The organism is Stutzerimonas stutzeri, from assembly GCF_024448695.1.
Classification (GTDB): domain Bacteria; phylum Pseudomonadota; class Gammaproteobacteria; order Pseudomonadales; family Pseudomonadaceae; genus Stutzerimonas; species Stutzerimonas stutzeri_T.
The window spans coordinates 54,018-76,170 of the sequence record NZ_JAMOHY010000004.1 but is presented as its reverse complement, the minus strand read 5'-3'; the positions used below and the strand labels follow the sequence as shown (position 1 = coordinate 76,170).

At 61.9% G+C, this 22,153-nt stretch carries 21 protein-coding genes and 1 pseudogene; 14 read left to right on the top strand and 8 right to left on the bottom strand.

Features of this window, described 5'->3' with window-relative positions:
• The first annotated feature begins 21 nt into the window (after nucleotides 1-21).
• From NAV32_RS05520 to NAV32_RS05495, 6 genes are all read left to right on the top strand, one after another.
• The gene (locus tag NAV32_RS05520; RefSeq protein WP_256051797.1) at nucleotides 22-2,205 is read left to right on the top strand and encodes a malate synthase G; all 2,184 of its coding nucleotides are present in this window, start codon (nucleotides 22-24) and stop codon (nucleotides 2,203-2,205) included.
• A 193-nt stretch (nucleotides 2,206-2,398) separates the two neighbouring features.
• The gene (locus tag NAV32_RS05515; protein ID WP_256051796.1) at nucleotides 2,399-4,102 is read left to right on the top strand and encodes an L-lactate permease; all 1,704 of its coding nucleotides are present in this window, start codon (nucleotides 2,399-2,401) and stop codon (nucleotides 4,100-4,102) included.
• 114 nt (nucleotides 4,103-4,216) lie between these two features.
• The gene (locus NAV32_RS05510; protein ID WP_256051795.1) at nucleotides 4,217-4,384 is read left to right on the top strand and encodes a rubredoxin; all 168 of its coding nucleotides are present in this window, start codon (nucleotides 4,217-4,219) and stop codon (nucleotides 4,382-4,384) included.
• 28 nt (nucleotides 4,385-4,412) lie between these two features.
• Entirely contained in the window at nucleotides 4,413-5,597 is a 1,185-nt protein-coding gene (locus NAV32_RS05505) for an NAD(P)/FAD-dependent oxidoreductase (RefSeq protein ID WP_256051794.1), read from the top strand.
• Between the two features lie 150 nt (nucleotides 5,598-5,747).
• The gene (locus NAV32_RS05500) at nucleotides 5,748-6,020 is read left to right on the top strand and encodes an HU family DNA-binding protein (protein WP_014854330.1); all 273 of its coding nucleotides are present in this window, start codon (nucleotides 5,748-5,750) and stop codon (nucleotides 6,018-6,020) included.
• A gap of 149 nt (nucleotides 6,021-6,169) precedes the next feature.
• The gene (locus NAV32_RS05495) at nucleotides 6,170-6,550 is read left to right on the top strand and encodes an SCP2 sterol-binding domain-containing protein (RefSeq protein WP_256051793.1); all 381 of its coding nucleotides are present in this window, start codon (nucleotides 6,170-6,172) and stop codon (nucleotides 6,548-6,550) included.
• A 64-nt stretch (nucleotides 6,551-6,614) separates the two neighbouring features.
• Here NAV32_RS05495 and NAV32_RS05490 read toward each other — a convergent pair whose 3' ends face one another.
• Complete coding sequence (locus NAV32_RS05490) at nucleotides 6,615-7,529, bottom strand: LysR family transcriptional regulator (protein WP_256051792.1); 915 nt, start codon at nucleotides 7,527-7,529, stop codon at nucleotides 6,615-6,617.
• Nucleotides 7,530-7,689: 160 nt separating this feature from the next.
• Here NAV32_RS05490 and NAV32_RS05485 point away from each other — a divergent pair, with 160 nt between their 5' ends.
• The 5 genes from NAV32_RS05485 to NAV32_RS05465 all read left to right on the top strand — a co-directional run bounded on the left by NAV32_RS05485 (nucleotide 7,690) and on the right by NAV32_RS05465 (nucleotide 12,288).
• Nucleotides 7,690-8,871, top strand: coding sequence for an acyl-CoA dehydrogenase (locus NAV32_RS05485; RefSeq protein WP_256051791.1), 1,182 nt, complete (start codon nucleotides 7,690-7,692; stop codon nucleotides 8,869-8,871).
• Nucleotides 8,872-8,990: 119 nt separating this feature from the next.
• Nucleotides 8,991-10,214 (top strand): CaiB/BaiF CoA transferase family protein, encoded by a 1,224-nt coding sequence (locus NAV32_RS05480; protein ID WP_256051790.1) that lies wholly within the window; start codon nucleotides 8,991-8,993, stop codon nucleotides 10,212-10,214.
• Nucleotides 10,215-10,294: 80 nt separating this feature from the next.
• Nucleotides 10,295-10,903, top strand: a complete 609-nt coding sequence (locus tag NAV32_RS05475; protein ID WP_256051789.1) for a LemA family protein — start codon at nucleotides 10,295-10,297, stop codon at nucleotides 10,901-10,903.
• Entirely contained in the window at nucleotides 10,900-11,655 is a 756-nt protein-coding gene (locus NAV32_RS05470) for a TPM domain-containing protein (protein ID WP_256051788.1), read from the top strand. The genes NAV32_RS05475 and NAV32_RS05470 overlap by 4 nt, the downstream gene beginning before the upstream one ends.
• An 18-nt stretch (nucleotides 11,656-11,673) precedes the next feature.
• Nucleotides 11,674-12,288 carry a TPM domain-containing protein gene (locus NAV32_RS05465; RefSeq protein ID WP_256051787.1) on the top strand — a complete coding sequence of 205 codons (615 nt, stop codon included), beginning with the start codon at nucleotides 11,674-11,676 and terminating at the stop codon, nucleotides 12,286-12,288.
• A gap of 130 nt (nucleotides 12,289-12,418) precedes the next feature.
• Here NAV32_RS05465 and NAV32_RS05460 read toward each other — a convergent pair.
• From NAV32_RS05460 to NAV32_RS05435, 6 genes and pseudogenes are all read right to left on the bottom strand, one after another.
• Nucleotides 12,419-14,378, bottom strand: a pseudogene (locus NAV32_RS05460) (AAA family ATPase).
• A gap of 295 nt (nucleotides 14,379-14,673) precedes the next feature.
• Complete coding sequence (locus NAV32_RS05455; RefSeq protein WP_256051786.1) at nucleotides 14,674-15,054, bottom strand: RidA family protein; 381 nt, start codon at nucleotides 15,052-15,054, stop codon at nucleotides 14,674-14,676.
• A gap of 92 nt (nucleotides 15,055-15,146) precedes the next feature.
• Nucleotides 15,147-17,255 (bottom strand): bifunctional GTP diphosphokinase/guanosine-3',5'-bis pyrophosphate 3'-pyrophosphohydrolase, encoded by a 2,109-nt coding sequence (gene spoT, locus NAV32_RS05450; protein ID WP_256051785.1) that lies wholly within the window; start codon nucleotides 17,253-17,255, stop codon nucleotides 15,147-15,149.
• A gap of 59 nt (nucleotides 17,256-17,314) precedes the next feature.
• On the bottom strand, nucleotides 17,315-17,578 hold the full coding sequence (gene rpoZ, locus NAV32_RS05445; RefSeq protein WP_181084686.1) for a DNA-directed RNA polymerase subunit omega: 264 nt from the start codon (nucleotides 17,576-17,578) through the stop codon (nucleotides 17,315-17,317).
• A gap of 98 nt (nucleotides 17,579-17,676) precedes the next feature.
• Complete coding sequence (gene gmk, locus NAV32_RS05440; protein ID WP_256051784.1) at nucleotides 17,677-18,297, bottom strand: guanylate kinase; 621 nt, start codon at nucleotides 18,295-18,297, stop codon at nucleotides 17,677-17,679.
• Nucleotides 18,298-18,350: 53 nt separating this feature from the next.
• Nucleotides 18,351-19,214: a YicC/YloC family endoribonuclease gene (locus NAV32_RS05435; protein WP_256051783.1), complete on the bottom strand. Its 864-nt coding sequence runs from the start codon at nucleotides 19,212-19,214 to the stop codon at nucleotides 18,351-18,353.
• 175 nt (nucleotides 19,215-19,389) lie between these two features.
• Here NAV32_RS05435 and rph point away from each other — a divergent pair, with 175 nt between their 5' ends.
• Together rph and NAV32_RS05425 are read left to right on the top strand one after the other, a co-directional pair.
• The gene (rph, locus tag NAV32_RS05430; RefSeq protein WP_256051782.1) at nucleotides 19,390-20,112 is read left to right on the top strand and encodes a ribonuclease PH; all 723 of its coding nucleotides are present in this window, start codon (nucleotides 19,390-19,392) and stop codon (nucleotides 20,110-20,112) included.
• Nucleotides 20,113-20,123: 11 nt separating this feature from the next.
• Nucleotides 20,124-20,492, top strand: a complete 369-nt coding sequence (locus NAV32_RS05425; protein WP_256051781.1) for a DUF4870 domain-containing protein — start codon at nucleotides 20,124-20,126, stop codon at nucleotides 20,490-20,492.
• 155 nt (nucleotides 20,493-20,647) lie between these two features.
• On the opposite strand, the gene NAV32_RS05420 is transcribed toward NAV32_RS05425, so the two are convergent.
• Entirely contained in the window at nucleotides 20,648-21,427 is a 780-nt protein-coding gene (locus NAV32_RS05420; RefSeq protein ID WP_256051780.1) for an exodeoxyribonuclease III, read from the bottom strand.
• 83 nt (nucleotides 21,428-21,510) lie between these two features.
• Here NAV32_RS05420 and pyrE point away from each other — a divergent pair, with 83 nt between their 5' ends.
• Nucleotides 21,511-22,152, top strand: coding sequence for an orotate phosphoribosyltransferase (gene pyrE / locus NAV32_RS05415; protein WP_256051779.1), 642 nt, complete (start codon nucleotides 21,511-21,513; stop codon nucleotides 22,150-22,152).
• The last annotated feature ends 1 nt before the right edge of the window (nucleotide 22,153 follow it).

Sequence of the window (22,153 nt, the reverse complement as noted above, 5' to 3'; positions counted from 1 at the left end):
ATAAAAAGGAGAACAACCGCGATGACCGAGCGTGTAACCCTGGGTCGCCTGCAAGTGGCGGCCAACCTGCAGCGTTTCATCGAAGACGAAGTGCTGCCAGGCACCGGCGTCGAAGCAGCAGCCTTCTGGGCCGGCTTCGATCAGCTGGTCCACGATCTGGCGCCGAAGAACCGCGCCCTGCTCGCCGAGCGCGACCGGCTGCAGGCCGAGCTGGACAAGTGGCACAAGGCCAATCCCGGTCCGGTCAGCGACATGCCGGCCTACCGCACCTTCCTCGAATCCATCGGCTATCTGCAGCCGGAGCCGGGCGAGGTGAAGATCAGCACCAGCAACGTCGACAGCGAGATCGCCACCCAGGCCGGTCCGCAGCTGGTTGTGCCCATTGGCAATGCCCGCTACGCCCTGAATGCCGCCAACGCCCGCTGGGGCTCGCTGTATGACGCGCTCTACGGTACCGACGCCATCAGCGAAGAGAACGGCGCGCAGAAAGGTCCGGGCTACAACGAAGTCCGTGGTGCCAAGGTCATCGCTTTCGCGCGCAACGTTCTCGATCAGGCCGCACCGCTGGCCGAAGGCAGCCATGCCGACGCAACCAATTACCGCGTGCAGGACGGTCAGCTCAAGGTCACCCTGGAAAGCGGCCGCGTAACCGGTCTCAAGCAGCCGGAGAAATGTCTCGGCTATCAGGGTGAAGCGGTCGAACCCACCGCCGTATTGCTGAAGAACAACGGCCTGCACATCGAGATCCAGATTGACCCCAACAGCCCCATCGGCCAGACCGATGCCGCCGGCATCAAGGACCTGCTGATCGAAGCCGCCGTGACCACCATCATGGACTGCGAGGACTCCACCGCTGCCGTCGATGCCGACGACAAGGTGCTGGTCTATCGCAATTGGCTGGGCCTGATGAAGGGCGACCTGACCGACACCTTCCAGAAGGGCGGCAGAGCGATGACCCGCCAGCTGAACGCCGACCGCGAATACACCGCCGTCGATGGCTCCGGCCTGAAGCTGCATGGCCGCTCGCTGCTGTTCATCCGCAACGTCGGCCACCTGATGACCAACCCGGCGATTATCGATGGCCAGGGCCGCGAGATCCCGGAAGGCATTCTCGATGGCGTGGTCACCAGCCTGATCGCCAAGCATGACCTGCAGCGCAAGGGCAACTCGCGCACCGGCAGCGTCTACATCGTCAAGCCGAAGATGCACGGGCCGAAGGAAGTTGCCTTCGCCGATGAGTTGCTCGGTCGCGTCGAAGACCTCATCGGCGTACCGCGGCATACCCTCAAGGTCGGCATCATGGACGAGGAGCGCCGCACCAGCGTCAACCTCAAGGCCTGCATCGGCGCCGCGAAGAACCGCGTGGCGTTCATCAACACCGGCTTCCTCGACCGTACCGGCGACGAGATGCACAGCATCATGGAAGCCGGCGCCGTCCTGCGCAAAGGCGACATGAAGAGCACCGCCTGGATCCAGGCCTACGAGCGCAACAACGTGCTGGTGGGACTGAACTGCGGCTTGCGCGGCAAGGCGCAGATCGGCAAGGGCATGTGGGCCATGCCGGACCTTATGGCTGCGATGCTGGAGCAGAAGATCGCCCATCCCAAGGCTGGCGCCAACACCGCCTGGGTTCCTTCGCCGACCGGCGCCACGCTGCACGCGCTGCACTACCACCAGGTAAGCGTACAGGCGGTACAGGCCGAGCTGGAGAAGATCGATCTGGCCAGCGAGCGCGAGCAGCTGACCAATGATCTGCTGACCATTCCGGTCGCGGCAGAGCGCAACTGGAGCGCCGAAGCCATCCAGCAGGAGCTGGACAACAACTGCCAGGGCATCCTCGGTTACGTGGTGCGCTGGGTCGAGCAGGGCGTCGGTTGCTCGAAGGTGCCGGATATCCATGATGTCGGCCTGATGGAGGATCGCGCCACGCTGCGTATCTCCAGCCAGCATCTGGCAAATTGGCTATACCACGGCGTGGTCGGCGAGGCGCAGGTCCGTGAAACGCTTGAGCGTATGGCCAAGGTGGTCGATCAGCAGAACGCCGGTAATCCGCTTTATCGGCCAATGGCGGCTGATTATGCGCAATCCAGTGCTTTTCAGGCGGCCTGCGATCTGGTATTCAAGGGGCGTGAACAACCGAGCGGCTACACCGAGCCTCTGCTGCATGCCTGGCGCCAGCGCTTCAAACAGCAGAATGGTGGTTGAAGTCGCTCAATAACCAGTCTGACTGGTTATTGGTAAGACCAAGCCCCGAAGGCCTGTAAGCCTTCGGGGCTTTTGAGCATGGGGCCGGTCGGCGTGTGCCGAGCGGTGCCTCTGGATGACGCGAGTCATTCATGCGTAGCACCGGGTAACCGGGAATGAAAGTGGTTCAATACAAAAAACAAGGAACCCAACAATGAGTCAGACTCTGCTATCCATCCTGGCCTTCGTGCCACTGGTATTGGCGGGCGTATTGCTGATCGGCTTTCGCTGGCCGGCCAAGTATGCGATGCCGCTGGTTTTCGTTCTTACCGCTCTGATTGGCCTGCTGGCCTGGGACATGACGCTCAACCGCGTCGTTGCCTCGACCCTGCAAGGCCTGATCCTGACTGCGGCGATCCTCTGGATCATCTTCGGTGCCATTCTGCTGCTCAACACCCTCAAGCATTCGGGGGGGATCAGTTCGATCCGGCGCGGCTTCTCCAACATCAGCCCGGATCGTCGCGTCCAGGTGCTGATCGTGGCCTGGCTGTTCGGTTGCTTCATCGAAGGTGCTTCGGGCTTCGGCACTCCAGCCGCTGTGGCAGCGCCTCTGCTGGTGGCACTGGGCTTCCCGGCCCTGGCTGCGGTAGTGCTGGGCATGATGGTGCAGTCCACGCCGGTGTCCTTCGGCGCGGTGGGCACACCGATTCTGGTAGGCGTCGGTGCAGGTCTGGACAAGTCCGGTCTCACCGAGCAACTGGTGGCGGTCGGCAGCAACTGGGATGTCTTCTTCCATCTGATCTTCTCGCGCGTCGCGATCATCCATGCGATTTGCGGGATTCTTATGCCGCTGATCATGATCAGCATCATGACCCGCTATTTCGGTCGCAACAAATCCTGGACCGAAGGTCTGGCCGTTGCGCCATTCGCGATCTTCACCGGCCTGGCGTTCGTCATCCCCTACGCGGCTGCGGGCGTGTTCCTCGGTCCGGAGTTCCCTTCGATGATCGGCGCCCTGGTGGGCCTGGCCATCGTGGTTCCAGCTGCCAAGGCCGGCTTCCTGCTGCCCAAGGACACCTGGGACTTCGCGCCGGCCAGCGAGTGGCCGTCGGATTGGATGGGCAAGATCGAGATGAAGATCGAGGACGTGGCCGGCAAGACGCCGATCTCCGTTCCGATGGCCTGGGCTCCGTATCTGCTGCTGGCCGTGCTGCTGGTTGCCTCGCGGGTCTTCCCGGAGTTCAAGGCGGCGCTGATGTCGCTGAGCTTCGGCTGGAAGGACATCCTGGGTGAAACGGGCGTTTCCGGTACCCTGGAGCCTCTGTACCTGCCAGGTGGCATTCTGTGCATGGTGGTGGCGATGACCTTCTTCCTGCATCGCATGAAGGTAAAGGAGTTGGGTGCGGCGATCAGCGAGTCGAGCAAGACCCTGCTCGGCGCCGGTTTCGTACTGATCTTCACCATCCCGATGGTGCGTATCCTGATCAACTCCGGCGTCAACACCTCCGACCTGGTTTCCATGCCGGTGGCCATGGCGCAGTTGGTGGCCAATAGCGTCGGTGATGTCTATCCGTTCTTCGCCCCTGCGGTGGGTGCAATCGGCGCCTTTATCGCTGGTTCCAACACCGTGTCCAATCTGATGCTGTCGCAATTCCAGCTGAACACCGCAGGACTCCTGGGCCTGTCCGGTGCGCTGATGGTGGCGCTGCAATCAGTGGGTGCAGCGGCGGGCAACATGATCGCCATCCACAACGTGGTAGCGGCTTCGGCGACCGTTGGGCTGCTGGGACGCGAAGGGATCACCCTGCGCAAGACCATGCTGCCGACCCTGTATTACCTCATCCTGGCTGGCATCATCGGCCTGATCGGGTTCTATGTGATAGGTCTCACCGACCCGTTGGTGGGCGTCGCTGGCTGATACGTATAGCTGATTACAACGGGCGGCCTAGGCCGCCCGTTGTGTTTGTATTTGGCGCAACGCTTCGTTCTGGTATAGCGTTCAGCGCAATTGGCAATGATCAGGATCATCCCCATGAGAAAGTGGCAATGTGTGGTGTGCGGCTTCATCTATGACGAAGCCCTGGGGCTGCCGCAGGAGGGGCTTGCACCCGGTACCCCCTGGGAAGAGGTACCCGAAGACTGGCTGTGCCCCGATTGCGGTGTGGGCAAGATGGATTTCGAAATGATCGTGATCGGCTGATTCACTTGGCGCAACAGAGGTAAGCGGTATGACGGCACCTGTAGTAATCATCGGCACCGGGCTTGCGGGCTACAACCTGGCGCGCGAATTCCGCAAGTACGACAGCGAGACGCCGCTGCTGTTGATCACTGCCGATGACGGCCGCTCTTATTCCAAGCCGATGCTCTCCACCGGCTTCGCCATGAACAGGGATGCCGATAGCCTTGCCATGCAGGACGCCGGGCAGATGGCGATCCAGCTCAACGCCGAGGTCCGCACTCATACCCGAGTGACCCGGCTCGATCCCGACCATCGCCGGGTATGGATCGGCAACGAGCCGGTTCCCTATCGTGATCTGGTACTTGCCTGGGGTGCGCAACCCGTTCACGTGCATCTGGAGGGAGATGCAGCGGACCAGGTCTTCCCGATCAATGATCTGCTCGACTATGGCCGCTTCCGCGAGGCGGCAAAGGGCAAGCGGCGGATATTGATTCTCGGCGCCGGACTGATCGGTTGCGAATTTGCCAGTGACTTGCTGCAGGCTGGCTTCGAAGTGGAGCTTGTGGCGCCAGACACACAGGTCATGCCTGCATTGCTGCCGGAGCAGGTGGCTGCCGCCGTGCAGCGCGGACTGGAATCGCTGGGTGCGCGCTTCCATTTCGGTGCGGTGGTCGTGCGTCTCGATCAGGGTGGCGCCGGCCTGCAGGCGCAGCTGTCAGATGGGCAGTCTCTGCAGTGCGATCTGCTGATCAGTGCCGTCGGCCTGCGACCGCGCACGGAGCTGGCTGCAGCCGCAGGGCTTAAAACCGGACGCGGCATCGTGGTGGATCGCCTTCTGCAAACCTCAGCCAGGCATATTTATGCGCTGGGTGATTGCGCCGAAGTCGGAGGGCTGAACCTGCTGTACGTCATGCCGCTGATGAGTGGCGTGCGTGCCCTGGGGCGAACCCTTGGCGGTACTGCCACGTCCGTCAGTTACGGGCCGATGCCCGTGACCGTGAAAACACCGGTGTGCCCGCTGGTGGTGTCGCCGCCAGCGGCCGGTAGCGAAGGACACTGGAGCGTCACTGGTGAGGGTGGCGATATCAGTGCGTTGTTCCAGGCTCCCGATGGCCGTCTGTTGGGCTATGCGCTTACAGGCGCAGCCGTGCAGCAACGCATGGCGCTGAACAAGCAACTGCCGCCTGTGCTGGCAGAGCTGCCTCAGGTTCTGTCGTTAACGCCTTCATTTTGATGCCGACATAACACTTTTGGGGACTGGCGCCCCTGCTAGCAGCGTGCCATTCTCCGTCGAGCCTGCGGCACTCTGGAGCTGTCGCGGCGCCTTGAAACGCTGTTCGCAGAACGGCACACACAACAACAAGAAAGCATCAGAGGCTAACTCATGCGCAAACCGGAACTCGCGGCGGCCATCGCCGAAAAGGCCGACCTCACCAAGGATCAGGCCAATCGTGTACTCAATGCCGTTCTGGATGAAATCACCAACGCGCTGAATCGCAAGGACAGCGTAACCCTGGTCGGTTTCGGAACATTCCTGCAGCGCCACCGCGGCGCACGGACTGGCAAGAATCCCCAGACGGGAGAGCCAGTGACCATCAAGGCCAGCAATACCGTGGCGTTCAAACCGGGGAAAATGCTGAAGGACGCGATCAACTGATCTGCTGCTACCCGGAGCCGTCCGGCTCCGGGTGGATCCGACTTATCGGTCCGCTACGGACCGATTCGTTCCCGCTGTGCAAAGTACTTTTCCCACTTCGGCAAGCCGCTACAATGCGGAAATTTTTTGATCAGCCGTCGGGAAATATCATGAAATTCCGCTTTCTTCTCTGGATGCTGGGCCGCCTGATGGGCAAGGCCAGCCGCAACAATGCCGAGTTCCAGCAGCAACTGGGTGACAAGGACCTGACCTTCCAGCTGCACACTCTGGACGGCAAGGTGGCGCGGCACTTCATCGTCAAGGACCAGCGCATCACCAGCAAAAGCGGCCCTGCGACCGAGCCGGCCTTTTCGTTGGGTTTCAAGGATGCCGCGTACGGTTACGCCACCATGACGGCGAAGAACAAGCAATTGGCGTTCATGCAGGGCATTCAGGACAAGCACATTCAGATCCAGGGCAACCCGGCGCTGGTGATGTGGTTTCAGGGGCTGACCAAGTATCTGAAACCGAAGAAAGTGAAAAAGGCCTGAGCGGCTAGGTATTTATACCGACGTCTTGCATCCGGCATTCCCATAGGTCGGGTTACGCCTTCGGCTAACCCGACCTACGTTGCCCCTCCCGCCACGCTCGCGCTTCTTCCTTCAGCCAATCCCGAAACACTACCAACCCCGACGCCTCCAGCTTGCGCTGCGGAATCATCAGGTAATACCCGCGCGTTTCGCTGCGATAGACATTGGAATGCGCTACCACCAGCCGTCTTTCGCTAAGCTCCCGCTGGATCAGAAACGGCGGAATCAGCGCCACTCCCATCCCGTGCTCCGCCGCCTGAGCCAGCATCGAGAACAGCTCCAGGCGTGGGCCGGTCATGTCGCGGGCGACTTTCATGTCCAGCGAGTCGAACCATTGCCGCCAGGCGTAGGGCCGTGTGCTCTGCTGCAAGAGTGGCATGCTTGCCAGGGTTTCCGCGTCCAGCGGGCTTGCGTGGGGCAGCAGCGCCGGGCTGCATACCGGCTGCAGATCCTCATGCATGAGAAAATGCGCCTCGGTGCCGGACCAGTCGGAATCGCCGAAATAGATCGCGGCATCGAAGTCCGTATCGGCGAACAGAAACGGTCGAGTGCGGTTGGTCAGGTTAAGTGTGATTTGCGGGTGCAGTGCCTGGAAATGTTTCAACCGAGGCACCAGCCACTGGGTGCCGAATGTCGGCACCACGGCCAGTTCCAGGCTCATCGCCCCCTGCTGGCCCATGACCGACAGCGTATCGCGCTCTACCGCATCCAGTTGCGCCGCGATACGCCTGGCGTAGGACTGGCCGGCTTCCGTCAGTTGCACGCCGCGTCGTGAACGACGAAACAGAGCCAAGCCGAGAAACTCTTCCAGGCCACCGATCTGCCGGCAGATGGCGCTCTGGGTCAGCGCCAGTTCTTCGGCGGCACGGGTGAAGCTTTGGTGGCGCGCCGCCGCCTCGAAGGCAATCAGGGCCGCCGTACTGGGAATCTTGCGGCGCATGCTGAAACCTCATGATAAGTAACAGTCGGACGCTCAAAAGCTTACCTTGAAGTGAGTAATACGCACAGATGAGTGCGAAATCCTCGTTTGCCGAGAGCGATTGGCGGGCCTAGCATCTGTGCATTCATTCCCCTAAGGCACATGTTCAGAGGATTCGCCCATGGTCGGCAAGGCAAGCTTCAACTGGATCGACCCGTTGTTGTTGGATCAGCAGCTGACGGAAGAAGAGCGCATGGTGCGTGACAGCGCTGCGCAATTCGCCGCCGACAAGCTGGCGCCGCGCGTGCTGGAGGCCTTCCGCCATGAGCGCACCGATCCGGCGATCTTCCGCGAGATGGGTGAAACCGGCCTGCTCGGCGCCACCATTCCCGAAACCTACGGTGGCAGCGGCCTGAACTACGTGTGCTACGGCTTGATCGCCCGCGAGGTGGAACGTATCGATTCGGGCTACCGCTCGATGATGAGCGTGCAGTCGTCACTGGTGATGGTGCCGATCTTCGAATTCGGCAACGAGGCGACGAAGCAGAAGTACCTACCCAAGCTCGCCAGTGGTGAATACATCGGCTGCTTCGGCCTGACCGAGCCGAATCACGGATCCGATCCGGGTTCCATGGTGACCCGCGCGAAGAAGGTCGAAGGTGGCTATCGCCTCTCCGGCAGCAAGACATGGATCACTAACAGCCCCATCGCCGATGTCTTCGTGGTCTGGGCCAAGGATGACGAGGGCGCCATTCGCGGTTTCGTGCTGGAAAAGGGCTGGGAAGGTCTGTCCACCCCAGCGATTCACGGCAAGGTCGGGCTGCGCGCCTCGATCACCGGCGAGGTCGTGATGGATAACGTGTTCTGTCCCGAGGAGAACGTCTTCCCCGAGGTGCGCGGCTTGAAAGGCCCGTTCACCTGCCTGAATTCTGCCCGCTACGGCATCAGTTGGGGCGCGCTGGGCGCCGCCGAATTCTGCTGGCATACCGCGCGCCAGTACGTGCTGGACCGCCAGCAGTTCGGTCGCCCACTGGCGGCCAACCAGCTGATCCAGAAGAAGCTGGCCGACATGCAGACCGAGATCACCCTGGCGCTGCAGGGCTGCCTGCGTCTCGGTCGGATGAAGGACGAAGGCACTGCTGCCGTGGAAATCACGTCGATCATGAAGCGCAACAGCTGCGGCAAGGCGCTGGATGTCGCCCGCCTGGCGCGCGACATGCTCGGCGGCAATGGCATCAGCGATGAATTCGGCATCGCCCGTCACCTGGTCAATCTGGAGGTGGTGAACACCTACGAAGGCACCCACGACGTGCACGCGCTGATCCTCGGCCGTGCGCAGACCGGTATCCAGGCGTTCTTCTGAGCGCCGAGCCGCCTCCGTAGGGTGGATGACGCTCTTTTCATCCACCGTTGGCCACGGTCATCCATCCATTACTCCTGCGCCGGGCCTGTTTCCGGTGCCTTTAGATCGAGGCTTCGTTCATGCCCGGCGCCCTGTCCCATCTTCGCGTGCTCGACCTGTCCCGCGTGCTTGCCGGGCCGTGGGCCGGGCAGATCCTCGGTGATCTCGGCGCCGAGGTGATCAAGATCGAGCGCCCCGGCACAGGTGACGACACTCGCCACTGGGGCCCGCCCTATCTCAAGGATCAGCGCGGCGAGAACACGTCAGAGGCGGCCTATTACCTCACCGCCAACCGCAACAAGCAGTCGCTGACTGTGGATTTCACCCGGCCTGAGGGCCAGCGCATCATCCGCGAGCTGGTGGCGCAGAGCGACGTGCTGCTGGAGAACTTCAAGGTCTGCGGGCTAGCGGCCTACGGACTGGACTACGCGAGCCTGAAGGCGATCAATCCGCGCCTGATCTACTGCTCCATCACCGGCTTCGGCCAGGACGGGCCATATGCCCAGCGTGCCGGCTACGACTTCATGATCCAGGGCCTCGGCGGGCTGATGAGCCTGACCGGGCGTGCCGAAGGAGAAGAGGGCGCCGGGCCGGTGAAGGTCGGCGTGGCCCTGACCGACATTCTTACCGGTCTTTACGCCGCGGTAGGTGTACTCGCCGCGCTGGCCCATCGTGAGCGCACGGACGAGGGCCAGCATATCGATACGGCGCTGCTGGACGTGCAGGTTGCCTGTCTCGGTAATCAGGCGCTGAATTACCTGGCCACCGGTGTTGCGCCCAAGCGCATGGGCAATGCTCATCCGAATATCGTGCCGTATCAGGATTTTCCCACCGCCGATGGCAACATCATTCTCACCATCGGCAATGACGGGCAGTTCCGCAAGTTCGCCGGCGTGGCGGGGCGTCCCGAATGGGCCGACGACCCACGCTTTGCCAGCAACAAAGCACGGGTTGCGCATCGTGCCGAGCTGATTCCGCTGATTCGCCAGGTCACGGTATTCCGCACCACGGCTGAATGGGTGGCGGCGCTGGAGTGTGCCGGCGTGCCCTGCGGGCCGATTAATGATGTGGCACAGGTGTTTGATGACCCGCAGGTCCGTCATCGTGGCCTGAGGATCGAGATGCCGCATCCGTGCGCCGGCAGCGTGCCTCAGGTGGCCAGCCCGTTGCGCCTGTCGGCCTCGCCGGTTAGCTACCGCAACGCCCCACCGCTGCTGGGCGAGCACAGCGAGAGGGTGCTGCAGCGTTTGCTGGGCTTGAGTGCCGAGCAGATAGCTTCCTTGCGGCAGACCGGGGTGATCTGAGCCGCTTCCGGTATGTGCGCTGAACTCTCGGGGCGTCCCGCCATTCTTATGGAGGTAATCCTTTAGCGGACGAGTGAATCATGCACAGGCAGCATTCCCGATTTACCTGGCAGCTGGCGACTGTCGTTCTTCTGTCCTGGCTGTTGGCAGGCTGCGGCATCAACAACATTCCGCAGTACGACGAGCAGGTCAAATCCGCCTGGTCCCAGGTGGAAAATCAGTACCAGCGCCGCGCGGACCTGATTCCCAATCTGGTGGAGACGGTCAAGGGCTTCGCCCGTCAGGAGCAGGAAACCCTGACGGCGGTGATCGAGGCGCGGGCCAAGGCGACGTCCATTCAGGTCGATGCCGACACGCTGAACAATCCCGAGCAATTGCAGCAGTTCCAGCAGGCGCAGAACCAGCTGACCGGTGCCCTGAGCCGGCTGATGATGGTGTCCGAGCGCTATCCGGAACTGAAGTCCAACCAGAACTTCCTGGCCCTGCAATCGCAGCTCGAAGGCACGGAAAACCGCATCGCCGTGGCGCGGCGAGACTTCATCGCGGCGGTGGAGCGCTACAACACCGAGATCCGCACCTTCCCGGGCCGCATCTGGCACACCCTGATGTACAGCGACATGCCGATTCGCGAGAACTTCGAGGCAACTGCCGAGAATGCCGATCAGGCGCCGCAAGTGCAGTTTCAATGATTGCCAGGCTGCTGCTGTTTCCGCTGCTGCTGGTCTGCGCCAGTGCTGCCTTTGCTCAGGAAGCTGAGCTGCCCGCGCTGACAGGCAGGGTGGTGGATCAAGCCGAGCTGCTGGATACCCAGACCGAAGCGCGCCTGAGCAGCATGCTCGCCGCCCATGAACAGGCCACCGGCGAGCAGGTAGTGGTGGTCACGGTGCCTGACCTGCAGGGCCGCAACATCGAGGAGTTCGGTGTGCAGCTCGGTCGCGAGTGGGGCATCGGGCAGCGGGGTGAGGACAACGGTGCATTGCTGATCGTCGCCCGTGACGAGCGCCGGATTCGCATCGAAGTCGGCTACGGCCTGGAAGGGCGCCTGACCGATGCGCAGTCGTCGATGATCATTAACGGCATCATTACGCCGGCCTTTCAGCAGGGCGATTTCGCCCGCGGTATCAGCGAAGGCGTGGCAGCCATGGTGCAGGTGCTTGGTGGCGATCCGCTGCAAAGCGCGGCCATGCGTCCGGCGATGCCGATGGGCGCCGAGCAGCCGGGCGGTCTGGGCATCCTGGGTTTCTTCCTGATGCTGGTGGCCATTTTTTTGATCGGTGGCGGGCGTGGTGGTCGTGGCGGAGGACGTCGGGCCTTGCTGCTTGGCGCGCTGCTTGGTGGCATGGGCCGTGGCGGTTTTGGCGGAGGTGGTGGTTTTGGTGGGGGCGGTTTCGGTGGGGGAGGCGGCGGCTTCGGCGGCGGCGGTGCCTCGGGTGGCTGGTAATTCAACGATGGAAATGCAATGACTCTACTGACCCCAAGCGAGCAACAGCAGGTGGCAGAAGCCATCGACCGCATCGAGCGCGATACCGATGCCGAGCTGGTGACCGTGCTGGCCGAACAGGCTGACGACTATCGCTACATCCCGCTGTTGTGGGCCGGGTTGATCGCACTGGTGGTGCCGGGTGGTCTGCTGTTCTTCACGGCTGCGATGAGTGCCTGGCAGCTACTGCTGGTGCAGTGGGCTACCTTTATCGTGCTGGCGCTGGTATTTCGCATTCCCAGCCTGACCACTCGCCTGATTCCCCGTCAAGTGCGTCACTGGCGGGCCTGCAACCTGGCGCGGCGGCAGTTTATCGAGTGCAACCTTCATCACACCGAGGCGGGTACCGGCATCCTGATCTTTGTCTCGGAAGCCGAACGCTATGTAGAGATACTGGTGGACCGCGGAATCGCCAGCCGCATCGACAACAACGCCTGGGAGTCCATCATCGAAACCTTCACCGAGCAGGTGCGGCAAGGCCAGGTGCTGGAAGGTTTCCTGATTTGTATCGACGCCTGCGGTGCACTGCTCAAGGAGCATGTGCCCTCAACCCATGAGCGCAACGAGTTGCCGAATCGGCTGGTGGTGATTTGAGCGTATCCCTGATTGCGTGACAGTGCGTGGGGGCGGACTTGTCCGCGAAGCTAGGTCCGCGCAGTGGAAAGCGCGCGGACAAGTCCCCTCCCACAGGCAGGTATTGGCAGGCGCCGGCGCTTTAGCGAACTTACGCCATCCCCGGCCCGTCATCCTCCTGCTCTACCGGCGTCAGTTCGAGTTGCTCAACGTGCTCCAGGGCGCTGGCGGCGACGCGGTCGATGCTGCTCATGGCGTGGCCGATGATGGAGCTGACGCTGGCATCGCGGTGATGCTCGGGCAGACGCTCAATGGCGGCCAGCACCTCTTCACCGGGGACGGTTTCCCTGTCCAGCAGGCGCTCGGTGATCTCGTCCAGCGCCGGCTTCATGCGTTGCAGCAGGGCCTGACACTCTCGGTCCAGTTGCTTGAGCAGATCGTCAGCAGCACGAATGGACTCACCCGAATCGAACTCGATATGGGCGTCGCGTACCGCCTGCAGACTCAGCAGCGAGCCAGTCGGCCCCATGCCCAGCGCACCGACCATCGACAGGGCGATCTTCGAGGCCTCCTGCAGGTCCTGCCCGGCGCCGGATGAGGCTTCGCGGAAATACAGCAGCTCGGCGCCGCGTCCGGCCAGCAGCATCTGGATCCGGTTGCGCAGCTCGGAGGTCATGTGCAGGCGCTTGTCTTCCACCGGCGTGACCAGAGTAACGCCCAACGCCTGGCCGCGCGGCAGGATGGTGACCTTTTCTACCCGGCCCACCTTGAGCGCGGCGGCGACCAGTGCGTGGCCGGCCTCGTGCACGGCGATGCGCTTGCGCTCGGTGGCCGACAGGGGTGTGATGCCGCTGGGCTGCTCACCAATACGACAAGTCTCGATGGCATCGACGAAGCGGGACATCTCGACCTGACTGTCCCCTGCGCGTGCCGCCAGGAGCGCGGCGTGATTGACGATATAGGCGATGGCGGCGGGCGTCAGGCCCACGGTGTTGCGCGCCAGTTGCGCATAATCCAGCCCGTCGCCGGTGCGAACCTTGCCGGCATAAAGGCGGAACAGCGACTCGCGGTCGTCAAGGCCCGGCAGACCCACGGCAATTGAACGGTCGAAGCGGCCTTCACGCACCAGCGCCGGATCGAGTGAGTTGGGGAAGTTGGTCGCGCCGAGCACCAGCACGCCAGCGGCCGCATCGAAGCCGTCCATCTCGGCCAGGAACTGGTTGATGATCCGGTTGCTTTCGGCGTCGCTGGAGCGCTGTTGCTCGGCGCGCTTGCCGATGCCGTCGATCTCGTCGATGAAGATGATGCAGGGCGCCTGCCGGCGGGCGGTGCGAAACAGCGCCTTGACCTTCTGGATGCCGACGCCGAAATACATTGAGGAAAAATCGCTGCCGGTCACCTGAATGAAGCTGGCATTGGATTCGGTTGCCAGCGCCTTGGCCAGCTGGGTCTTGCCGGTGCCGGGCTCGCCGGTCAGCAACACGCCCTTGGGTGGTCGAGCGCCCAGCGCGGCATAGGCGGCGGGGTCGCGCAGATAGGCGGTGACGTCGTTGAGCGCCTGCTTGGCTTCCCGTGCGCCGATGACATCATCGAAGTCGATACCGCTGCCCTTGCGCTGCACGCTGAACGACTGGCTTTTCATGATCAGATACAGCAGTACCCCGATCAGGGCCAGGACAAAGGGTGTGTAGGGCAGCACCGAGGTATACCAGGGCGCCTCGCCGTCGGTTTCGAACAGTGTCAGCGGGAACGGCTGGCTATCCGTTGCTGCGTACTGCTCCAACAGCAACTGCGCCACGTGCCCGGACTGGTACCCAGTAACGCAGGCCATCCTCACGACTGATATAGACGGCGTCCCTGCTCAGCGCGGCGCTGGCTATGCTCTGGCCGCGCAGATCGCCCAGCAGGGTCGAAAGGTCGCGGCGGTTGGCCAGCCAGGGCTCTTTGGACGCGTCCAGCTCCTGCAGCATGCTGGCGCTGGCATCCGGCGCGGAAGTGACCGGTGTCCCGGGTTTGAATTGCCAGTAGCCCAGCGCAACGGCGACCAGAAGCATCAGCGCAATGGACAGCAGCAGGCCGCGACGGCCTTGCAACAAGCGGGGTTTCTTCATTTCACATCCAGGCGGGGCGAGCCCGAGGCGTCATAAAACAACCGCCCATGCAGGCGGACCACAGTTTCGGGCGAGTAGCCCGTAAAGGCACCAAGGCAGGCGCTGGCGGTGCGGCTTATGCGGATGTGGATTGTATTGCCGACCGCTGGTCGGCGAGAGGGAACCGACCCGTGACGAGGATACGGCAAGAGTTTGCAGGTGAGCCGCGATTCGACGAATGGCGGGTCTTTTTAGACGAACGTCATTGCTGGCGCTTGGGCTGGCAGGCCGTTTTCAGCGGCCTGCCGCAGGGGCGTCAGGCAAGCACCATGACTGCGTCCATTTCCACTTGCGCGCCTTTGGGCAGTGCGGAGATGCCAATGGCCGCGCGGGCCGGATAGGGTTGCTGGAAGTAACGGCTCATCACTTCGTTGACGGTGGCGAAGTTGGCCAGGTCGGTGAGGTAGATGTTCAGCTTGACGATGTCCTGAAACGAGCCGCCAGCCGCCTCGGCTACCGCTTTGAGGTTCTCGAAGACCTGAACGGTCTGCGCCTCGAAGCCCTCGACCAGCTCCATGCTTTTGGGGTCCAGTGGGATCTGCCCGGATATGTAGACGGTATCGCCTGCTTTGATGGCCTGGGAATAGGTGCCGATGGCGGCGGGTGCCTTGTCGGTGTTGATTACAGTGCGGGACATGGGAGCTCCTTCAGTAGCAGCAGGCATTGGGTAACAACAGAAAGCTGTTACGTATTCTGGGTGAGGGTGCACGCTGTTTATTGCAGCTTGCTTCAGGCCTTGACTCGGGTAATCCGTATTACGCCCTGGATGGTGCGCAGTTTCCTGATGACGCGAGCCAGGTGTACACGATCATGGACGCTGACTACCAGCTGGACCACGCTGATACGACCGTCACGTTCATCCATGCCGATCTTCTCGATATTGCCATCGGCAGCGTTGACACTGCCGGCCAGCAGGGCGATCAGGCCGCGCTGGTGTTCCAGTTCGACGCGCAGCTCGACATTGAATTCGCCGGTGACATCCTTGGACCAGGACAACGGGATGCACTTGTCCGGGTTGTGCCGGACTTCGCTGATATTGCGGCAGGTGTCCATGTGCACAACCATGCCCTTGCCAGCGGACAGGTGCCCGACAATGGGGTCTCCGGGTATCGGCGTGCAACACTTGGCGTAGTTGAGCACCAGGCCCTCCGTGCCGCGGATTGCCAGTGAGCCTTCGTCGCTCGGCAGCTCTTCGTCGTCACTGGCCAGCAGGCGACGGGCGATGACATAGGCCATGCGGTTGCCCAGGCCGATGTCTTCGAGCAGGTCCTCGATGACCTCCATCTGATATTCGGCCAGCACCGCCCTGATGCGCTCAGGTGAGATCGCGTCCAGGTTGGTTTCAAAGCCTGTAAGCGCCTTGTTCAGCAGGCGTTCGCCGAGATTGATCGACTCTGAACGACGCTGCAGCTTGAGTGCGTGGCGAATATGCGTGCGTGCCTTGCCGGTGACGACGAAGTTCAGCCACGCCGGATTCGGGCGCGCGCCGGGTGCGGTGACGATCTCCACCGTCGAGCCACTTTCCAGTGCCTGCGACAGCGGTGCCAGGCGACGGTTGACCCGGCAGGCGATGCAGGTATTGCCGACGTCGGTATGCACCGCATAAGCGAAATCCACAGCTGTGGAGCCCTTGGGCAGCTCCATGATGCGACCCTTGGGCGTGAAGACATAGACTTCATCGGGAAACAGGTCGATCTTGACGCTTTCGATGAACTCCAGCGAGTTGCCGGCGCGTTGCTGCATTTCCAGCACGCCCTTGACCCACTGTCGGGCGCGGGCGTGAGTGCCCTTGGGCGAATCATCGTCGCTGGATTTGTACAACCAGTGAGCGGCGATGCCGTTGTTGGCCATCTCTTCCATCTCGCGGGTGCGGATCTGGATTTCGATGGGCACGCCATGCATGCCGAACAGGGTGGTGTGCAGCGACTGGTAGCCGTTGGCCTTGGGGATCGCGATGTAATCCTTGAAGCGTCCAGGCAGCGGTTTGTACAGGCTGTGCACAGCACCCAGCACGCGATAGCAGGTGTCTGCCTTGTCCACCACAATGCGGAAGGCGTAGACGTCCATGATCTCGTGGAACGCCTTGCGCTTGCCGCGCATCTTCTTGTAGATGCTGTACAGGTGCTTTTCGCGGCCCAGCACGTCGCCTTGCAGGCCCTCGCGCTCGAGGCAGTGGATCAGCGACTGTTCGATCTTCTCGACGATCTCATTGCGATTGCCGCGAGCGCGACGTACCGCGGCGCGGATGCGCTCGGAGCGCATCGGGTGCATGGCCTTGAAACCGAGATCCTCGAATTCCACGCGCATGGTGTGCATGCCCAGCCGGTTGGCGATGGGTGCGTAGATCTCGAGGGTTTCCTTGGCAATGCGGCGGCGCTTTTCGCCAGCCAGTACTTCCAGGGTGCGCATGTTGTGCAGGCGATCGGCGAGCTTGACCAGGATCACGCGGATGTCGCGCGCCATGGCCATGGCCATCTTCTGGAAGTTCTCGGCCTGCGCTTCGGCCTTGGTCTCGAAGTTCATCTGGGTCAGCTTGCTGACACCATCGACCAGGTCGGCAACGGTTTCGCCGAACTGGGCGGTCAGGGCTTCCTTGGGAATGCCGGTGTCCTCGATCACGTCGTGCAGCATGGCGGCCATCAGGCTCTGATGGTCCATGTGCATGTCGGCAAGGATGTTGGCTACCGCGAGGGGGTGGGTGACGTAAGCTTCACCGCTGCGCCGGCGCTGACCATCGTGGGCCTGCTCGGCGTAGAAATAGGCACGGCGGACCAGGTTGACCTGCTCCGGGCCGAGGTAGGACGACAGGCGATCGGCAAGCGTGTCTATGGCTGGCAAGGCTCTGCTCCTTGCCGGCAGGCTGCTGTGTCTGCGGTTCGACTTCGGCCTGGCATCGATCAGATGGCCTCGTTGGGCTCTTCCTCGTACTGGGCGAAGAGCGGCTCGTCATCGACGATTTCGTCCTGGGCGATGACGTCATAATCCACCAGGCCAGAGGCGATTTCGCGCAGGGCAACTACGGTTGGCTTGTCGTTTTCCCAGGCTACCTTTGGCTCCTTGCCGCCGGTGGCCAGCTGGCGCGAGCGCTTGGTGGCGAGCATGACCAGCTCGAAGCGGTTATCTACGTTGTCCAGGCAGTCTTCAACGGTAACGCGGGCCATGGTGTTCCTCATCAGATTCGGTAAAGCGTGCCCAAGTGGGCGAGCGGACGGGATAGTCTAAAAAATCACCAGCGGTTAGGGAAGCTATAAAACAGCCTTCAGACCAGCAACTGCTCCAACAGCCCCTCGAAGCGTTGCTGCTGGGCGGGCTGCAGCAGTCGATTGGCGTGGAAGATGGCCTGCAGGTCAGCCAGGGCGTGGGTGAAGTCGTCGTTGATCACCAGGTAGTCGTATTCGACGTAATGGGTCATTTCGCTGACCGCTTCACGCATGCGTGTGTTGATCACCTCTTCGCTGTCCTGGCCGCGATGGGTCAGGCGTTGGCGCAGGGCTTCCTGGGAGGGCGGCAGGATAAAGATGGACTTGGCCTGCGGCATGAGGCGCCGTACCTGCTGCGCACCTTGCCAGTCGATTTCCAGGATCAGGTCGTAACCCTCTTCGAGGGTCTGTTCGAGCCAGCGCTGGGACGTGCCATAAAGGTTGCCGAACACTTCGGCGTGCTCCAGAAACTCGTTGCGCTCCAGCCGTTCGAGAAACGCCTCGCGAGTGACGAAGTGGTAGTTGACCCCATCCACCTCGCCTGGACGAATGGCGCGGGTGGTGTGGGAAACGGATACCCGAACCTGCGGCTGCGCATCGAGCAGGGCCTTGACCAGGCTGGTCTTGCCGGCCCCGGAAGGCGCGGAAACGATATAGAGCGTACCGGTGGAAGCGGACATGGCTGGCGTTCTCTGCAAGCAGTGACGGGGTATGAGGCTTGAGCAAATCAAGCTTATTCGATGTTCTGCACCTGTTCGCGCATCTGCTCGATCAAGACCTTGAGATTGACTGCTGCCTGGGTGCTGCGTGGATCGAATGCCTTGGAACCGAGGGTGTTGGCTTCACGGTTGAGTTCCTGCATGAGGAAGTCCAGCCGCCGACCGGCTGCGCCTCCGGACTTCAGCACGCGGCGCACTTCGGCGACATGGGTGGCCAGCCGGTCAAGCTCTTCTGCGACATCGCTTTTTTGCGCCAGCAGCACCATTTCCTGTTCGAGGCGTTGCGGGTCCAGCTCGGCGCGCATCTCGGCGCAGCGGTCGAGCAGCTTCTGTCGTTGCAGGGCGAGCATCTGCGGTACCTGTTCGCGCAGCGTGGCGGTCTCCAGAGTGATCGCGTCGAGGCGCTCGTCGATCAGCCGCGCCAGTTCCTCACCTTCGCGTTGACGGCCTTTTCTGAGTTCGCCGAGGGTTTCATGGAACAGCGCCAGCGCAGCGCTGCTGAGCGCCTGCGGGTCGCTTGCATCGCCGACCAGTACGCCCGGCCAGCCGAGCACTTCCAGCGGGTTGAGCGGAGCGGGCTGTTTGATCAGTGCTGCAACGCTTTCCGCGGCAGCGATCAACTGGCTGGCGCGCTGGCTGTCGACCTGCATTGAGCGACCGCTGCTGTCCTCGGAAAAGCGCAGGGTACATTCAACCTTGCCGCGTGACAGGCCCTTGCGTAACGCTTCGCGCACGGAGCCTTCCAGATCGCGAAAGGCTTCCGGCAGACGCAGGTGCGGTTCCAGATAACGATGGTTGACCGAGCGGATTTCCCAGCTGAGGGTGCCGTGTTCACCGGCCTGTTCGGCGCGGGCAAAGGCGGTCATGCTGTGGATCATCAGGGAGCCTCTCGATGGCGTTGCGAAAGGCGAAGGATTGTAAAGCAAAAAGGCGCGCAACGCCTTGGGCCATCAATTTGCAGAACATGGGCCGATCAGCCGGCTGGTTGCATGAATCTGCCGCAAAGCCTCCTATAATGCCGGCACCTCGAATCCATAGAAGTAGGAAATGTCCATGAAGCGTCCCAGTGGCCGCGCTGCCGACCAGCTGCGTTCGATCCGCATCACCCGCCACTACACCATGCATGCCGAAGGTTCGGTGCTAGTGGAGTTTGGTGACACCCGGGTGATCTGCACCGCCAGTATCGAAGCCGGCGTACCACGCTTTCTCAAAGGGCAGGGCCAGGGCTGGCTGACCGCCGAGTACGGCATGCTGCCGCGCGCCACCGGCTCGCGTAACCAGCGCGAGGCCAGTCGCGGCAAGCAGGGTGGTCGTACCCTGGAAATCCAGCGGCTGATCGGGCGCTCGCTGCGTGCCGCGCTGGACATGAGCAAGCTGGGCGAGAACACCATCTACATCGATTGCGACGTGATACAGGCTGATGGCGGTACCCGCACTGCCTCTATCACGGGCGCCATGGTGGCGCTGGTGGATGCGCTGGCTGTATTGAAGAAGCGTGGCGCGCTCAAGGGTGGCAATCCGCTTAAACAAATGGTTGCAGCCGTGTCAGTAGGCATGTACCAGGGCGAACCGGTGCTTGATCTGGATTATCTGGAAGATTCGGCCGCCGAAACCGACCTCAACGTAGTGATGACCGACTCGGGTGGTTTCATCGAAGTGCAGGGTACTGCCGAAGGCGCGCCATTTCAGCCGGAAGAGCTCAATGCCATGCTCGCTCTGGCGCAGGCGGGTATGAAGGAACTGTTCACCTTGCAGCAGGCCGCACTGGCCGACTGAAGGGAGACGACATGACTGATCAGCTGCCGATTCCACAACCTTCGCCCCGTGCGCGACGCTGGGCAATGCTCTGCCATTACTCGGCGTTTTTCTGGTTTCTGGCGCCGATGATCGGCAACGTGCTTGGGCCGCTGATTGTCTGGCAGCTGAAGAAGGACATGGACCCCTTCGTCGATGAGCAGGGCAGGGAAGCGCTCAATTTCCAGCTCACCTTCAGCATCCTGCTGATGGTCTGTGGTGTGCTCGCCTGGATTCTCATCGGCTTTCCGCTGATGGTGCTGGTCAGCGTGGTGGCGCTGGTGTTGGTGGTGATCGCCGGCATTCGCGCCAACGAGGGCAAGCCCTATCGCTATCCGTTCTGCTGGCGGATCGTCAGATAGCGGTAAGCTGTCAGGGCCGTGGTGGACGTGAAAAGCGACGTCCACCCTACGCTGCCGGCACGCTTTCGTAGGGTGGATCACGCGTGTATCGATCCAGGGGGTGGCCATCCACCGAGCGGGGGTGTGGTGGATGTAAAGCGGCGTCTACTCTGCGTTTAGAGGCTCAGCGTCCAGTCATAGTCCACGATCAGTGCCGCATGCTGGGAGAAGCGGGGCTGGCGCGGCAGGCGGGCGTTGCGCACGAAGCGACGCATGCCCGAGGTGAGAATCTGGTAGTCGAAGCGCCAGCCGAGGTTGAGCAACTGCGCCTGTTCAGTGTCGGGCCACCAGCTGTACAGATCGCCCTCACGACTGACTTCACGCAGCGCATCGATATAGCCCATGTTGCCGAAAATCTCGTCGAGCCAGGCACGCTCCGCCGCCAGGAAGCCTACATCCTGCTGGCACTCTCGCCAGTTTTTTACATCCAGCTTCTGATGCGCCACATGCAGCGAGCCGCAGTACAGGTACTCGCGGCGTTTGCGGCGCTGCTTGTCGAGATAGTGGGCGAAATCGTCCATGAACTTGAATTTCTGGTTCAGCTCCTCGTCACCGCCGCGACCGGAAGGCAGCAGCAGGCTGGCAATACTGACCTTGTCGAAATCGGCCTGTAGATAACGGCCATAACGGTCGGCTGTTTCGAAGCCAAGGCCCATGATGATGGCTTTGGGCTGCAGTCGGGAATACAGCGCAACACCACCCTGCTCGGGAATTTCGGCATCGCAGGCATAGAGAAAGTAGCCGTCGAGCTGATAGGCAGGGTCGTCGAGTTCTACTACGGAGGCGCGGGTATCCTGCAGGCAGATGACATCGGCATTCTGTGCTTGCAACCAGCTGAGCAGACCCCGCTGTGCCGCCGCCTGAATGCCATTCACGTTGACGCTGATAATCCGCATAAATGGCCCCTGAAAACACGTGTGTGTATGATAACCCAAGCTCTTCGCAATTAGCGAAATCAGTGTCTTCCGGGAATATTTTCATGCAGGCGTATCAGCGCGAGTTCATTCGCTTCGCCATCGAGCGCGGAGTTTTGCGCTTTGGTGAATTCACTTTGAAGTCCGGGCGTACCAGCCCCTATTTTTTCAATGCCGGTCTGTTCAACAGTGGCTCGGCCCTGGCGCAGTTGGGCCGTTTCTATGCGGCGGCTATCGTTGACAGTGGCATCGACTTCGAGGTGATTTTCGGGCCGGCCTACAAGGGCATTCCGCTGGCGGCGGCCACAGCGATTTCGCTGGCCGAGCATCATCAGCGTGACCTGCCCTGGTGCTTCAACCGCAAGGAAGCCAAGGATCATGGCGAGGGCGGCACCCTGGTGGGGTCGCCGCTGACCGGGCGCGTTTTGATCGTCGATGACGTGATCACTGCCGGCACCGCGATTCGTGAAGTGATGCAGATCATCCAGGCTCAGAGCGCCGAGGCCGCCGGCGTGCTGATTGCACTCGACCGGCAGGAGCGAGGGCAGGGTGAGCTGTCGGCCATTCAGGAAGTGGAACGTGATTATCGAATGCCGGTGATCAGTATTGTGTCCCTGGCGCAAGTGCTGGAATATCTGGCGGATGACGCTCAGCTGAAGCAGCACTTGCCCGCAGTGCAGGCCTACCGCGAGCGATACGGGATCTGAC

Excerpts from the sequence above, each read along its gene's own strand:
- NAV32_RS05520 (WP_256051797.1), top strand. The coding sequence starts at position 22 with ATGACCGAGCGTGTAACCCTGGGTCGCCTGCAAGTGGCGGCCAACCTG.
- NAV32_RS05515 (WP_256051796.1), top strand. The coding sequence starts at position 2,399 with ATGAGTCAGACTCTGCTATCCATCCTGGCCTTCGTGCCACTGGTATTG.
- NAV32_RS05510 (WP_256051795.1), top strand. The coding sequence starts at position 4,217 with ATGAGAAAGTGGCAATGTGTGGTGTGCGGCTTCATCTATGACGAAGCC.
- NAV32_RS05505 (WP_256051794.1), top strand. The coding sequence starts at position 4,413 with ATGACGGCACCTGTAGTAATCATCGGCACCGGGCTTGCGGGCTACAAC.
- NAV32_RS05500 (WP_014854330.1), top strand. The coding sequence starts at position 5,748 with ATGCGCAAACCGGAACTCGCGGCGGCCATCGCCGAAAAGGCCGACCTC.
- NAV32_RS05495 (WP_256051793.1), top strand. The coding sequence starts at position 6,170 with ATGAAATTCCGCTTTCTTCTCTGGATGCTGGGCCGCCTGATGGGCAAG.
- NAV32_RS05490 (WP_256051792.1), bottom strand. The coding sequence starts at position 7,529 with ATGCGCCGCAAGATTCCCAGTACGGCGGCCCTGATTGCCTTCGAGGCG.
- NAV32_RS05485 (WP_256051791.1), top strand. The coding sequence starts at position 7,690 with ATGGTCGGCAAGGCAAGCTTCAACTGGATCGACCCGTTGTTGTTGGAT.
- NAV32_RS05480 (WP_256051790.1), top strand. The coding sequence starts at position 8,991 with ATGCCCGGCGCCCTGTCCCATCTTCGCGTGCTCGACCTGTCCCGCGTG.
- NAV32_RS05475 (WP_256051789.1), top strand. The coding sequence starts at position 10,295 with ATGCACAGGCAGCATTCCCGATTTACCTGGCAGCTGGCGACTGTCGTT.
- NAV32_RS05470 (WP_256051788.1), top strand. The coding sequence starts at position 10,900 with ATGATTGCCAGGCTGCTGCTGTTTCCGCTGCTGCTGGTCTGCGCCAGT.
- NAV32_RS05465 (WP_256051787.1), top strand. The coding sequence starts at position 11,674 with ATGACTCTACTGACCCCAAGCGAGCAACAGCAGGTGGCAGAAGCCATC.
- NAV32_RS05455 (WP_256051786.1), bottom strand. The coding sequence starts at position 15,054 with ATGTCCCGCACTGTAATCAACACCGACAAGGCACCCGCCGCCATCGGC.
- rpoZ (WP_181084686.1), bottom strand. The coding sequence starts at position 17,578 with ATGGCCCGCGTTACCGTTGAAGACTGCCTGGACAACGTAGATAACCGC.
- gmk (WP_256051784.1), bottom strand. The coding sequence starts at position 18,297 with ATGTCCGCTTCCACCGGTACGCTCTATATCGTTTCCGCGCCTTCCGGG.
- NAV32_RS05435 (WP_256051783.1), bottom strand. The coding sequence starts at position 19,214 with ATGATCCACAGCATGACCGCCTTTGCCCGCGCCGAACAGGCCGGTGAA.
- rph (WP_256051782.1), top strand. The coding sequence starts at position 19,390 with ATGAAGCGTCCCAGTGGCCGCGCTGCCGACCAGCTGCGTTCGATCCGC.
- NAV32_RS05425 (WP_256051781.1), top strand. The coding sequence starts at position 20,124 with ATGACTGATCAGCTGCCGATTCCACAACCTTCGCCCCGTGCGCGACGC.
- NAV32_RS05420 (WP_256051780.1), bottom strand. The coding sequence starts at position 21,427 with ATGCGGATTATCAGCGTCAACGTGAATGGCATTCAGGCGGCGGCACAG.
- pyrE (WP_256051779.1), top strand. The coding sequence starts at position 21,511 with ATGCAGGCGTATCAGCGCGAGTTCATTCGCTTCGCCATCGAGCGCGGA.